This window comes from Flavobacterium sp. GNP011, from assembly GCF_056428925.1.
Map to the genome: position 1 here is coordinate 236,707 of NZ_JBWJVJ010000001.1, position 14,303 is coordinate 251,009.

Annotated in this window: 12 protein-coding genes; 10 read left to right on the forward strand and 2 right to left on the reverse strand. The window is 33.2% G+C overall.

Annotation, left to right across the window (positions count from 1 at the left end):
- Positions 1–65 precede the first annotated feature (65 nt).
- From AC061E_RS01045 to AC061E_RS01080, 8 genes are all read left to right on the forward strand, one after another.
- The gene (locus AC061E_RS01045) at positions 66–494 is read left to right on the forward strand and encodes a hypothetical protein (RefSeq protein WP_478284603.1); all 429 of its coding nucleotides are present in this window, start codon (positions 66–68) and stop codon (positions 492–494) included.
- A 270-nt stretch (positions 495–764) separates the two neighbouring features.
- Entirely contained in the window at positions 765–1,301 is a 537-nt protein-coding gene (locus AC061E_RS01050) for a YfiT family bacillithiol transferase (RefSeq protein ID WP_478284604.1), read from the forward strand.
- 199 nt (positions 1,302–1,500) lie between these two features.
- Positions 1,501–2,118 carry an RDD family protein gene (locus AC061E_RS01055; RefSeq protein ID WP_478284605.1) on the forward strand — a complete coding sequence of 206 codons (618 nt, stop codon included), beginning with the start codon at positions 1,501–1,503 and terminating at the stop codon, positions 2,116–2,118.
- A 229-nt stretch (positions 2,119–2,347) separates the two neighbouring features.
- Positions 2,348–2,878 carry a MepB family protein gene (locus tag AC061E_RS01060; protein WP_478284606.1) on the forward strand — a complete coding sequence of 177 codons (531 nt, stop codon included), beginning with the start codon at positions 2,348–2,350 and terminating at the stop codon, positions 2,876–2,878.
- Between the two features lie 134 nt (positions 2,879–3,012).
- Positions 3,013–3,555, forward strand: a complete 543-nt coding sequence (locus AC061E_RS01065) for a hypothetical protein (protein ID WP_478284607.1) — start codon at positions 3,013–3,015, stop codon at positions 3,553–3,555.
- 420 nt (positions 3,556–3,975) lie between these two features.
- Entirely contained in the window at positions 3,976–7,395 is a 3,420-nt protein-coding gene (ileS, locus tag AC061E_RS01070; protein WP_478284608.1) for an isoleucine--tRNA ligase, read from the forward strand.
- 6 nt (positions 7,396–7,401) lie between these two features.
- The gene (locus AC061E_RS01075; protein ID WP_086453962.1) at positions 7,402–7,782 is read left to right on the forward strand and encodes a TraR/DksA family transcriptional regulator; all 381 of its coding nucleotides are present in this window, start codon (positions 7,402–7,404) and stop codon (positions 7,780–7,782) included.
- Between the two features lie 85 nt (positions 7,783–7,867).
- Positions 7,868–8,464: a lipoprotein signal peptidase gene (locus AC061E_RS01080; RefSeq protein WP_478284609.1), complete on the forward strand. Its 597-nt coding sequence runs from the start codon at positions 7,868–7,870 to the stop codon at positions 8,462–8,464.
- Between the two features lie 84 nt (positions 8,465–8,548).
- Here AC061E_RS01080 and AC061E_RS01085 read toward each other — a convergent pair whose 3' ends face one another.
- A complete protein-coding gene (locus tag AC061E_RS01085; protein WP_478284610.1) occupies positions 8,549–9,112 on the reverse strand; it encodes a 5-formyltetrahydrofolate cyclo-ligase in 564 nt (187 codons plus the stop codon).
- A gap of 10 nt (positions 9,113–9,122) precedes the next feature.
- On the reverse strand, positions 9,123–10,103 hold the full coding sequence (locus AC061E_RS01090; protein ID WP_158730414.1) for a succinylglutamate desuccinylase/aspartoacylase family protein: 981 nt from the start codon (positions 10,101–10,103) through the stop codon (positions 9,123–9,125).
- Between the two features lie 126 nt (positions 10,104–10,229).
- Between AC061E_RS01090 and uvrC the strand changes: the two genes are divergently transcribed.
- Positions 10,230–12,035 carry an excinuclease ABC subunit UvrC gene (gene uvrC, locus AC061E_RS01095; RefSeq protein ID WP_478284611.1) on the forward strand — a complete coding sequence of 602 codons (1,806 nt, stop codon included), beginning with the start codon at positions 10,230–10,232 and terminating at the stop codon, positions 12,033–12,035.
- A gap of 33 nt (positions 12,036–12,068) precedes the next feature.
- Positions 12,069–14,267 (forward strand): patatin-like phospholipase family protein, encoded by a 2,199-nt coding sequence (locus tag AC061E_RS01100; protein WP_478284612.1) that lies wholly within the window; start codon positions 12,069–12,071, stop codon positions 14,265–14,267.
- Positions 14,268–14,303 lie beyond the last annotated feature (36 nt).

The following is a 14,303-nucleotide window of genomic DNA, read 5'->3' on the forward strand; positions in this document are numbered from 1 at the left end:
ACGAATATAATCAACAAAAAAAACAATCTCAATATAATGACATATCGGATTTAAGCGAAGAATTATTGACAAGATTAATAACTAAATCCAAATCATTTGTAGTTCGAGTTGTTGGAGAAAAATCCGAATACTACAAAGATATTATATCAGCTTTAAGTGAAAAAAGATTAGGGTTAGGCACAAATTTAAAGTATGTAATTGGCAGCATTACAGCTTTAAAGGAGGATTTGGAAAATGATTACCTAAAATCATATTCTGAATTATTACATTCAGAAATATTTAGCGATTATATTGAAATTTCAAGACATTTATTAGATAACGGTTACAAAGATTCATCAGCCGTGATTATTGGTTCTACACTAGAATCACACTTAAGAAAGCTATGTGCTAAATATAATATTGAAATTGAAATAGATAAGGGTAATGGAAAAACTACCTTTAAAAATGCTGAAAGAATGAATACTGACTTAACAAAAGAAGAAGCATATTCTTAAGCCAATCAAAAACAAATTACTGCATGGTTAGCTATCCGTAATAATTCAGCTCATCGTAAGTATGATGATTATACAGAATCCGAAGTGAAACTTATGGTAATGGGCGTTGAAAATTTTATATTATTTAATCCCGCATAAAAATCCTTGCTATAACAGGATACTGCAACGGATTTGGACAATGGACTTAATTTAGTTCCAAACTGCTTGTAGCGCAGCAACTTTGGCGTTCAAGATAAAAAGACAGATACAATAAAGACGCAAATTAACTTTATGAATATTGAGCTATTAAAATACCCTGTAGGTAAGTTTGACAAACCTACATTAATAACGAAAGACATTTTAAAAAAATGGATTTCTGATATTTCCACCTTTCCTCAGAGACTATCAAGCGAAGTCATAAATTTAACTGACGAGCAACTTGACACTCCTTACAGACCTGATGGTTGGACAATTAGGCAAGTAATTCATCACTGTGCTGACAGTCATATGAACAGTTTAATTCGTTTAAAACTTGCATTGACAGAAGACAAACCAACAATAAAACCATATTATGAAGATCGTTGGGCAGAACTGTCTGATAGCAAAAATATGCAAATAGAACCGTCATTAAAAATGATTGAAGGTATTCACGAAAGATGGACCGTTTTATTAAACAATTTAGCAGAAAGTGACTATTCAAAAATATTTATTCATCCCGAACACGGAAAAGAGTTTAGGATAGACGAGAATATTGGGGTTTATGCGTGGCATTGCAACCACCATCTTGCTCATATAACTGAAACAAAGACACGAAACAACTGGAAATGAGTATAAAAAATATTGGTTAGAAAGAAATCCAAACCGCTAAAACTTCAAGTAGTTTGAGTATTAGGCTTAATGCATAAATGGGATTATATTTGAGAGATTTTACAAGTCCAAAGAGGAGGGCTTAATTTAGTCTCAAACCCTCTGTAGTAGTGAGACATTACCAGCTATATTGCCAAAAAGAGAAATTAAAAAACAAGAAATGGAAAATAATTTTACGGATTTAATGGCTAAGAAAACAACTGATGAATTGATTCAATTAGTAACAACTGATTATGATAAATATCAACCCTTAGCAGTTGAAACCGCAAAAAATGAAATTAAATTGCGGAATATCGATCTTAAAAAAATTGAGCAACTGAATGAAATACATAAGGAAAAAGTTGCAAATGAGAATCTCAAAAAAACTCTGAGACAAAAAGACGTTCTTAAAAATATTGCTAATTCTACACTTCGTAGTATGAACTTTATTATTGATCTTGTGACAATTTTTCTCATTTATAGATCAATAGCCTTTATAATACAAAAGCTACTTAACTTAATAAGTATTCGGGAAATATTGTTTTTAAATAGAACAACAGTATTTATCGTATTTATATTGTATTACATTTTAGCAGAAAATATGTTTCAAAAAACTTTGGGTAAAATTATTACCAAAACTAAAGTTGTAAATTTAGACGGCGAAAAACCAAATTTTGTAGACATTACAATAAGAACATTTAGTAGATTAATTCCATTTGATGGAATTTCCTATTTATATTCTATTAGTGGATTTCACGATAAATTATCAAATACAATTGTAGTAAAAGATTCTAAATAGTAACTTTTGCCAACAGATATAGTTTCGTTGCGGCTGCAAGCCGAACAAAGAAATCCGCTAGCGCGGATCTGTAATTCGTGATCACAAAAATTAGCTACTTTGTCCAATCGAATGAAGTTGTTATTTGGTAGTTAGCAATGATTTGCAATCCGCTGCAGTGCCAGGAAAATTACTGTCATTGCCTCTTAACGAAGAAAAATGAAATTGAAAAAAATTAATTGTACCAAAATTGACAAATTCCAGTAACATATTTTCTGAAATACAACTTTTAAATAATTCCATATTTAAAGTTTGCGGAATACAACTTGAAAACCTAGAAACGGAAAAAGAAAGTCAAGAGTATTTTGCTCATGATTTTGAACTGAACAAACAAAAAGTAAAATTCAGAATGGCGAAAATTACGCCAACCAAAACGGGGCAATTTGTATCAATCTGGAAACGAAATCAAAAGGGTATAACGGAGCCGCATAATGTTAACGATGAATTTGAATTTTACTTCATTGCTACGCGACAAGCAGAAAGGTTTGGAGTTTTTATTTTCAACAAAACAGTTTTGAGCGAAAATAGAATTTTGACAAGCCCAAAAGGGAAAGGAAAACGTGGAATTAGAGTTTATCCAAATTGGAGCATAACAGAAAATAAACAAGCAAAAAAAACTCAAAATTGGCAAACAAAATATTTTGTAGAGATTGGAAACAGTAACGAAATTGACTTAAACACGCTAAAAAAGCTACTGAAAATAGAGTTAGAAAAAAACTAATTCAAAAAAAGCAAGGAACAGCTAACAGCTACAATTTCATTGTGTTCCCAGCAGCAAAAGAATACTAGAACGTTAGTGGTAATGTTACAGCAGAATCAAAAATCTAATTCAATTTTAATAATAGAAATTCTAGAATGAATAATAAATATAAGCATCACTTTTCAGAAAAGGAAAGAGAAGAATCAATTTTTAAAATGAAAGCTATAGTTGGTTTTTTTGGTTGTATATGTTTATTTTATGTAATGAGACAATGCAACAATTTTGTTTTAATAGGTTTAGATTTTATACTTAAATTTTATACAATAGTAGGATTAGTATTTACAGCATTATTATACAAAACAGATAAAGAATATGAGAAAAATGATTATGTATTCATAGAAATTTTTTTTCAAAAATTTTTCACTTATGGTTCAATTTTCTTAGCAACTTTTATATTTACAAATGAATATATGTCAGATAATAAAGAATATAAAATTACTACTTTAATACTTGAAAAAAAGGAAAGTCATGGTAGATCTTCAAACTCAATATCAGTCAATATCGAAGGTTTAAAAACGGAAATAAATATTAATGATTATAGTTTTAATGAAATTAAGAAATCAAAATTTGCAACTATTAGATTAAAAAATGGTTATTGGAATAAACTTTTAATTATTGAAACTAAATTAATAGACTAAATAAACACTACCACTAACACACGCTACAAGCAATTTGGGTATTTGGCTTAATTTAAAGTTGGTCTTGTATTTGGAAGATTTGGCAAATCCGAAAAATGGGCTTAATTTAGTCCCAAACTAATTGTAGCGCGGGGACGATACCCGATAGCTTGTATTTATAATCCCGTGCCCAAAAGTTTTATCAAATTTATAAAATCGAGCGCACTCGTGATTCCGTTATAGCTCTGAAACTATCAAAATTGTTTGGGAAACCAGTCAATGATTTTTTTTAATTAGAAGGAGATGAATAAAAGTGTTTTTATCTTTTTTGTCAAAATGCAAGTAAATCGATTTTGGCTTAAAGCGTAACTTTCGACCTACGACTTTCAACTTTCAACTTTAATTTACTACTTTCGCATTTCGATTAAAGAAAAGGATAAAATGAGCACAAAATTTACTGAATACAAAGGACTTGACTTGCCAACAGTGGCGTCAGAAGTACTTGCTTTTTGGAAGAAAGAAACTATATTTGAAAAGAGTGTAACCACTCGCGAAGGCAATCAACCGTTCGTATTTTTTGAAGGTCCGCCTTCAGCAAATGGATTACCAGGAATTCACCACGTGATGGCGCGTGCTATTAAAGATATTTTTTGCCGTTATAAAACTCAAAAAGGGTTCCAAGTAAAGCGTAAAGCCGGTTGGGATACGCACGGTTTACCTGTAGAGTTAGGTACCGAAAAAGAACTTGGAATTACCAAAGAAGATATTGGAAAAACCATTTCTATTGAAGAATACAACGAAGCGTGTAAAAGAACAGTTATGCGCTACACGGATGTATGGAATGATTTGACCGAAAAAATGGGGTACTGGGTAGATATGGAAGATCCGTATGTGACCTACAAACCAAAATACATGGAAACCGTTTGGTGGATTTTAAAACAAATCTACAACAAGGATTTGATGTACAAAGGATACACCATTCAGCCTTACTCTCCAAAGGCAGGAACAGGATTGTCCTCACACGAGGTCAATCAGCCAGGAAGTTACCGTGATGTAACGGATACTACGGTTGTGGCACAATTTAAAGTTCTTGAAGAAAGCCTCTCAGATTTGCAACGCATTTTTGAAATAGGGCACCTTTTTGAAGATACTTTTTTCTTAGCTTGGACCACTACACCGTGGACTTTACCAAGTAATACCGCGCTTACCGTAGGTCCGAAAATTGACTATGTTGTAGTAAGCACCTACAATCAATATACGTTTAAACCTGTTAATGTAATTTTAGCAAAGGCATTGGTAAACAAACAATTTGCTGGAAAATATACAGAAGTACAAGAGGAAAGCGAATTACTGAATTACAAAGAAGACGATAAAAAAATCCCATTCTTTATAACTGCAACGTGTAAAGGAGCCGATTTAGTCAACATCCAATACGAACAATTAATGCCATTGGTATTGCCTTATCAAAATGCTGAAAACGCTTTTAGAGTGATTTTAGGAGATTTTGTTACTACCGAAGATGGTACTGGAATTGTTCATACTTCGCCAACTTTTGGTGCAGATGATGCCAAAGTAGCCAAAGAAGCTACACCAGAAGTGCCACCATTATTAGTGCTTGACGAAAACGGAATTCCGGTTCCATTAGTAGACTTGCAAGGACGTTTTGTACAAGGACTTGGTAGTTACTCAGGTAAGTACGTTAAAAACGAATATTACAATGAAGGTGAAGCTCCAGAGCGTTCCGTTGATGTAGAAATTGCGATTCAATTAAAAGAAGAAAACAAAGCGTTTAAAGTTGAGAAATACGTGCACAGTTACCCACATTGCTGGAGAACCGATAAGCCTATTTTATACTATCCTTTGGATTCTTGGTTTATCAAAATATCAGAGGTTAAAGACAGAATGTTCGACTTAAACGAAACCATCAACTGGAAGCCAAAAGCAACTGGAGAAGGTCGTTTTGGGAATTGGTTGAAAAATGCAAATGACTGGAATTTGTCCCGTTCAAGATATTGGGGAATCCCGTTACCAATATGGAGAACTGAGGATAAACTAGAGGAAGTTTTAATCGGTTCTGTTGAAGAATTGTACAATGAAATAGAAAAATCAATCGCTGCTGGTTTTCAAAAAGAAAATCCTTTTAAAGGTTTTGAAATTGGAAACATGAGCGAGGAAAATTATGATTTGATAGATTTACATAAAAATGTAGTCGACGAAATCACGTTGGTTTCGGCATCGGGTAAGCCAATGACACGCGAAACCGACTTAATTGACGTTTGGTTCGATTCAGGTTCTATGCCGTATGCACAATGGCATTATCCTTTTGAAAACAAAGAAAAAATAGATCAAAACCAAGATTTCCCAGCTGATTTTATTGCTGAAGGTGTGGATCAAACCCGTGGATGGTTTTATACCTTGCACGCTATTGGCACTTTGGTTTTTGATAAAGTGGCCTATAAAAATGTAGTTTCAAACGGATTGGTTCTAGACAAAAACGGACAAAAAATGTCCAAACGTTTAGGCAATGCTGCGGATCCTTTTGATACTTTAAAAGAGTACGGACCAGATGCTACGCGCTGGTACATGATCTCAAATGCTAATCCTTGGGATAACTTGAAATTTGACTTGGAAGGAATTGCTGAAGTGCGAAGAAAATTCTTTGGGACTTTATACAATACCTATTCATTCTTTAGTTTATATGCTAATATTGATGGTTTTACATACGCTGAAGCGGAAATTCCAGTACAAGAAAGACCAGAAATTGATCAATGGATTATTTCTGAACTGAATACTTTAGTTAAGGAAGTGGATGGTTTTTATGCCGATTATGAGCCTACAAAAGCAGCTAGAGCCATATCTGAATTTGTTCAGGAAAACTTGAGTAACTGGTACGTTCGTTTGTGCAGAAGACGTTTCTGGAAAGGCGAGTACGCGCAGGATAAAATTGCTGCTTATCAAACCTTATATACGTGTTTGTTAACGGTAAGTAAACTAGGTGCGGCTATTGCTCCATTTTTCATGGATAAACTTTACAGAGATTTAACGCAAGCAACACAATCTGAAACGTTCGAGAGTGTACATTTGGCGGAGTTTCCAAAATACGTTGAAAACTTTGTTAATAAGTCGTTAGAGAGTAAAATGCAGAAGGCACAAACCATTTCATCTTTAGTTTTATCACTACGTAAAAAGGAAATGATTAAGGTGCGTCAACCTTTGCAAAAGGTAATGATTCCAGTACTTGACGATAATCAAAGAGCTGAAATTGAGGCCGTATCTGACCTTATAAAAGCAGAGGTAAACGTGAAGGAAATAGTACTTCTTGATGATGCATCAGGAGTTTTGGTGAAGCAAATTAAACCAAATTTTAAGGCACTAGGACCTCGCTTCGGCAAAGATATGGGATTGATTTCCAAAGAGATACAAGGTTTTTCTAAAGAGCAAATTGCGCAGTTGGATAAAGAAGGAAGTCTCGATATTGTAATTGCAGGAAATTCCGTAACTTTAACCTTAGAAGATGTCGAGATTACTTCGCAAGATATTGAGGGCTGGTTGGTAGCAAATTCAAATGGAATTACTGTTGCGCTTGACATTACAATATCAGACGAATTAAGACAAGAAGGGATTGCTAGAGAATTAGTAAACAGAATTCAAAACATCCGTAAAGATTCAGGATTTGAAGTAACGGATATGATTAAAGTGCAATTGAAGCGAAATGGAGCTCTAGAAGAAGCCATAAGCAAAAATGAAGCATATATAAAATCAGAAACATTAACGCACGATTTAGTTTTTGTAGATGATTTACAAGAAGGTACAGAAATAGAATTTGACGAAATAAAAACAATGATATTAATTTCAAAATAAAATACGATGGTAGATGAAGCTACACGATACTCTGACGCTGATTTAGCAGAGTTCAAAGAGTTAATACTCAATAAAATTCAAAAAGCACAAGCTGATTTAGATTTGATCAAAAGTGCTTACATGAATGATTTAAATAACGGAACTGATGATACTTCGCCTACATTCAAAGCCTTTGAAGAAGGAAGCGAAACCATGTCTAAAGAAGCAAATTCACAATTGGCAATTCGTCAGGAGAAATTTATTAGAGATTTAAAAAACGCACTTTTCCGTGTTGAAAATAAGACTTACGGAGTTTGTAAAGTAACAGGTAAATTGATCGGGAAAGAAAGATTAAAAATCGTTCCTCATGCAACAATGAGTATTGAAGCAAAAAACTTGCAACGATAAACCTTTTGTTGAACAAGATTTAACGCTCCATTGGGAGCGTTTTTTTTGATTAAATTCTTATTTTTGCGCCACTAAAATTTTAAAAATGTCATTACGAAAAGCATATCTCCTTATTTTTATTTTATTACTTGTTGACCAAGTTTCAAAAATTTATATCAAAACTAATTTTATTTTAGGCGAAGAAGTTGAGGTATTCAAATGGTGTAAAGTCTTGTTTATTGAAAACGAAGGAATGGCTTGGGGAGTTAAAATACCAGGAGCATATGGAAAATTATTTTTAACACTTTTTAGAATTGGAGCTGTTGGTGGTATAGGATATTGGTTGTGGGATTCGGTAAAAAAGAAGAGTTCTAACTATCTGATTGTTGCGATTTCATTAATTCTTGTTGGTGCTTTTGGAAACATTATCGACTCTGTTTTTTACGGAGTGATTTTTAATGATAGTCAACAGCAATTAGCTACAATATTTTCAGATCAACCTTATGGAACTTGGTTTCATGGTAAGGTAGTAGACATGCTTTATTTCCCTTTTTGGCACGGAAATTTGCCAAGTTGGTTACCTATCTGGGGTGGGCAAGAATTTACTTTTTTCAACGCTATTTTTAACATTGCCGATATGGCAATTTCTACAGGAGTTGGAATCTTGATTTTCTTTAATAAAAAAGCATTTCAAAATAATTAATAACGGTATTCGTTTAAAAATATTGAATTTTTACAACCGCAAATTCTTGATTTATAATCTTTGAATTTGCGGTTTTTTTTGGATCTAAAATGAATAAATCCTGTTGGGATTTACAACATAATTCAAAGCAATATCATCTTTAAAAATACCTTCTATACTTTCTTCAGGTTCAAAGAATGACAGACCAATTTTGATTACATCTGGTTTGCATTCAGATAAAAAGTTATCATAAAATCCTTTCCCGTAGCCCACACGATGCCCGCTTTTATCGAAAGCTAATAGCGGTACAAAAACAACGTCAATTTTAGTTGAGGGAACTTCAATTCCATCCACAGGTTCTGGAATGTTGTATTTGTTTTTCTTAATTTTAGTGTTGTCTGTCAGTAAAAAATGAGTCATTTTGCGGGTTTCGAAATCAGCTTTGGACAAAATAATTTCCTTGTCTTTTCCAGATAATAAATGAAGAATGAATTCGGTATTGACTTCATTTTGTTCCGTTATGGGTAAAAAAATATGGAAGTAGTTTTTCTCCCAAATAGGAAGTTCGATTATTTTATTGGCAACAGCCAAACTCATTTCCTCTAGTTCATTTTCAGATAGAGAATTTCGTAAGGCTTTGTATTTTTGTCGTAATTCTGTTTTGTTCATTTCGATAATTTTATTCTCCTTCTTCGCCAAGAGCGTTTGATAAATGGTAAATGGCATCGCCTTCATAAACAATAGGGGAATGATTGGCATTGATGATGTAACCGTCGTTTGGAGCTTTTACTTTTCGTTCAAACTTTCCGTATGGATCAGTAATGGTGGCGAGGATAGTACCTCTTTTAACAAATTTACCTATTGTGTTATTATCGTGCAAGAGTCCTGAGCACTTTGCTCGTATCCATCCCGATTTTTCAATATAGATTGTTTTATGTTTTTGTGAAACTACGGTGTGTTTTGGGTCAAGCATATCCAGATGAGATAGTAACCGTATGGCACCATTAACACCTTCATTAGCAATAGTGTTATTGATATCAAGTGATTTGCCACCTTCAAATAAGAGCATTTTTACATCCATTTTCTCACTAGAACTTCTAAAGGATCCAGTTATGTTTTTAGAATATAATGTGAAGGGAGCATCAAATACATCTGCAAGAACTTTTAAATCGGGATTATTTTGAGCAATTCTAATTTGTGGAGCATTAAAGCGGCTTGCTCCACCGGCATGAAAATCAACAGCATAGTTTACAACTGGTAAAATTTCAGTGAGAATGTGATACGCAAATCGGCTAGCAAGAGATCCAGTTTTACTTCCTGGGAAAACCCGATTTAAATCCCTACCGTCTGGAAATTCTCTTGATTTATTAACAAAACCGTATACATTTATGATGGGTATACATATAATGGTACCTTTTTTTGGTTTGTTTATTTTTCTATGAATCAGTTGGCGTACAATTTCTACTCCATTGATTTCGTCACCATGAATTCCTGCAGAGAAGAGTACAACTGGTCCTTCAAACTTGGATCGACGGACAATAATTGGAATGTTTAATTTAGTAGTAGTGTGTAATCTTGCAATTTCAACATTGATGGTTTTGTTTTCTCCAGGAGCAATGCTTTCGCCAAAAAGTAAGATAGGTGTTGTATTTATTTTCATCATAAACTCTTAAAATGATAAAAATAAGTATAATAACGCATTGAGCTTTAATTATTCAATAAAAATCTCATAAAGAATTTGATACCATTGATTTGTAATTAGCAATTTTGAGATTAACTTTGTTACATGACATCAGCAACATTAGCCCTTCAAATACAAACCTTGCCAGACAATCCAGGCGTTTACCAATACTATGACAAAGAGGGTAAAATATTGTATGTGGGCAAGGCTAAGAACTTAAAAAAAAGAGTTTCCTCTTACTTTAATAAAATTCACGATACTGCAAAAACCAATGTGTTGGTAAAGAAGATTGTGACCATAAAACATATTGTGGTTCCTACTGAAACGGATGCACTTTTGTTAGAAAATAACTTGATAAAAACGTTGCAACCACGGTATAATGTATTACTACGCGATGACAAGAGTTACCCTTGGTTATGCATAAAGAAAGAACCTTTTTCACGCATATTTGCTACGCGTAGGATGGTTAAAGATGGATCGGAATATTTTGGACCTTATACCAGTTTCAAAACGGTGAGTACGATTTTAGAACTTATAAAAGAATTGTACCCGCTGCGTACCTGTAATTATGATTTAAGCAAGAACAATATTGAGAGCGGAAAGTTTAAGGTATGTCTCGAGTTTCACATTGGCAATTGTATGGGGCCGTGCGAAGGGCATGAAACAATTGAAAACTACCAAAAACAAGTAGATGCTATTCGTGAAATACTGAAAGGAAATTTTAAGGAGAGCATGAAAGATTTTAAGCGTGTGATGACAAATTTAGCCGCTGATATGCACTTTGAAGAGGCACAAAAAATCAAAGAAAAAATAGAAATTCTAGAGAATTATCAATCACGTTCAACAGTGGTGAACCCAAAAATAACAAACATTGATGTGTTTTCAATCGTATCCGATGAAAGTGCGGCCTATGTTAACTTCTTGCAAATATCCCATGGTTCTATCATAAGATCACATACCATGGAAATCAAGAAAAAATTAGATGAGCCTGACGAAGAGCTACTCGAATTGGCTATAATCGAATTAAGAGAGCGTTTTCAGTTGTTATCTCGTGAAATAATTGTACCTTTTCCAGTAGATCTAGGTGATAATATAAAAATAACGGTTCCTCAACTTGGGGATAAAAAGCAAATTTTAGATTTATCCATTCGAAATGCTAAATTTTATAGAATAGAACAACTCAAACAATTGCAAATTGTAGATCCAGATAGACACACCAATAGAATTATGGCACAAATGCAAAAAGATTTGCGCTTGCCCGTAGAACCAAGGCATATAGAATGTTTTGACAATTCTAATATTCAAGGTACAAATCCAGTATCAGCATGCGTAGTTTTTAAAGATGGAAAACCAAGTAAAAAAGACTACCGTCATTTTAACATCAAAACGGTCGAAGGGCCAGATGATTTTGCTTCTATGACTGAGGTGGTTTACAGACGCTATAAACGACTATTAGACGAAAACCAACCCTTACCGAACTTAATTATTATAGATGGTGGAAAAGGGCAGTTGTCGTCAGCGTTAAAAAGTATCGATGATTTAGGATTACGAGGGAAAATAGCTATTATTGGGATTGCCAAAAGACTAGAAGAGTTATTTTATCCTGGTGATTCTATTCCGTTATACTTAGACAAAAAATCCGAAACGCTCAAAGTGATCCAACAACTGCGTAATGAGGCCCACCGTTTTGGAATTACCCATCATAGAGACAAACGTAGTAAAGCTGCGCTAAATTCATCTATAGAAAGTATTCCAGGTATTGGTGAAAAAACCATGCTAACTCTTATTCAGCATTTTAAAAGTGTTAAAAGATTAAAATTAGCCACAGAAAAAGAAATTTCAGGCGTTGTAGGTGTATCAAAAGCCAAAAAAATTACCGACTTTTACCATACATCAAATGAAAATAAATAAAACCTTTTCTCAAAGGCGATAAATGGGTTACTTATGAATAAATTAACGCTTTTATTACTTGTTTTTTCAAGTGTACTTGTTTTTTCGCAAGAGCAAAAAAGTCCCAAAATAGGTTTGGTATTAAGCGGTGGCGGTGCAAAAGGATTTGCTCATATAGGAGTTTTAAAAGTATTAGAGCAAGCAGGAGTTAAGATTGATTACATAGGCGGAACGAGCATGGGAGCTGTAATAGGTGGACTTTATGCATCTGGATATAATGCAACTCAAATAGATTCTATTTTTCAGACAACTAATTTTAATGAGTTGTTAAATGATTTTATTCCTAGATCTTCAAAAAACTTTTACGAACGTGGAAATGATGAGTCCTATGCGTTAGTACTTCCTTTTAACAAAATGAAAATAGGCATCCCCGAAGCTTTATCAAAAGGGATGTACAACTATAATTTATTGAGTAGAATTACTAGAAATGTGAGTACTATTAAAGATTTTACTAAACTGCCCATACCCTTTTTATGTATAGGTACAAATATAGAAACTGGTGAGCAAGTGGTTTTGGACAAAGGCAATCTTGCACAGGCTATGATAGCAAGCTCTGCCTTTCCGTCCTTATTTGCACCTGTAGAAATTGATGGAAAAATACTTGTAGATGGAGGTGTTGTCAACAATTATCCTATTGAGGAAGTGCGTAAAATGGGCGCAGATATTATAATTGGTGTTGATGTGCAAGACGGTCTTCTGGACCGTACCCAATTAAAAAACGCTACAAAAATCTTGGTGCAAATTACAAGCTTGCAATCTATTGACCGTATGAAAAAAAACATTTCAAATACGGATATCTATATAAAACCAGATATTTCTCAATACGGAGTTGTATCATTTGATAAAGGTAAAGAAATCATAAAAAAAGGGGAAGAGGCGGCAACACTCGTTTTAGATAAAATTAATGCCATTGTCAATCCAGTAAAATTTTACACAAAACCAAGTCTTAAAATAATATCAGATAGCCTCTATATCCGAAATATAAATGCAGGTAAACTAGACAATTATACAAAGGAATACATCATAGGAAAACTCAGATTTAAATCTGGTGCCAAGACCACATTTACTGATTTGCTCAGGGGAATAAACAATATAAATGCCACGCAAAACTTCAGCGCTATTTCTTATTCGCTAGAAAAGAATCAAAACGAACTGGATTTAAACTTAAATCTAACCGAAAATGCTACAAAAACATATCTGAAATTTGGGTTGCATTACGATGATTTATTTAAAAGTGGTGTCTTGATTAATTTAACTCGGAAAAAAGCAATTTTTAAAAATGATGTTGCCTCTTTTGATATAGTTTTAGGAGATAATGTGCGTTACAATTTAGATTATTATGTTGAAAATGGTTTTAATTTAAGTCTTGGATTCAAGTCTTTTTACAATCAATTTAGTAGAAATGTGTCTAATGATATTAGTCCTATAACAGCAAGTAATCCTGATATTAATTTTATAAATGTTGATTTTACGGACTTAACAAATCAAATTTATTTTCAATCCCTATTTGTTCAAAAATTTTTGATAGGCGGTGGTATAGAGTTGAAATATTTAAAAATAAAATCTGAAACACTTGCCAATGTAGATCCTATTATTGACAATAGTAATTACCTAAGTCTTTTTGGTTATCTAAAAGCTGATTCTTTTGACAATAAATATTTTCCAAAAAAAGGATGGTATTTCTCAGGTGATCTACAAACGTATGTAGCATCATCAAATTATACGGGTGGTTTTCAACCTTATTCTATTGCAAAAGGTGATTTTGGGGTAGCAGCTTCTTTATTTAAAAATGCAACTGTAAAGTTTCAAACTGATGCTGGTTTCTCTTTTGGTCAACAAAGTGTCACTTTTTTTAATTTTGTTCTCGGTGGATATGGTTTCAACATGATAAATAATTTCAAATTTTTGTACGGATATGATTATTTGAGTGTTGCCGGAAATAGTTATATCAAATCTACAGCAACTATTGATTATGAGTTCTTGAAAAAAAATCACCTTAATTTTTCGGCAAATTTCGCTAATATCGGTGACCGAATTTTTGAATCGGTAGATTGGATTTCTATTCCTAAATACTCTGGATATGCTGTAGGATATGGTATGGAAACAATTATTGGACCCATAGAGATTAAGTATACTTGGTCTCCTGAGCTTGCAAAAGGATTTACTTGGTTTAGCATAGGCTTTTTATTTTAAACTTAAATTAATTCAAAAATAATTACGACATTTGTG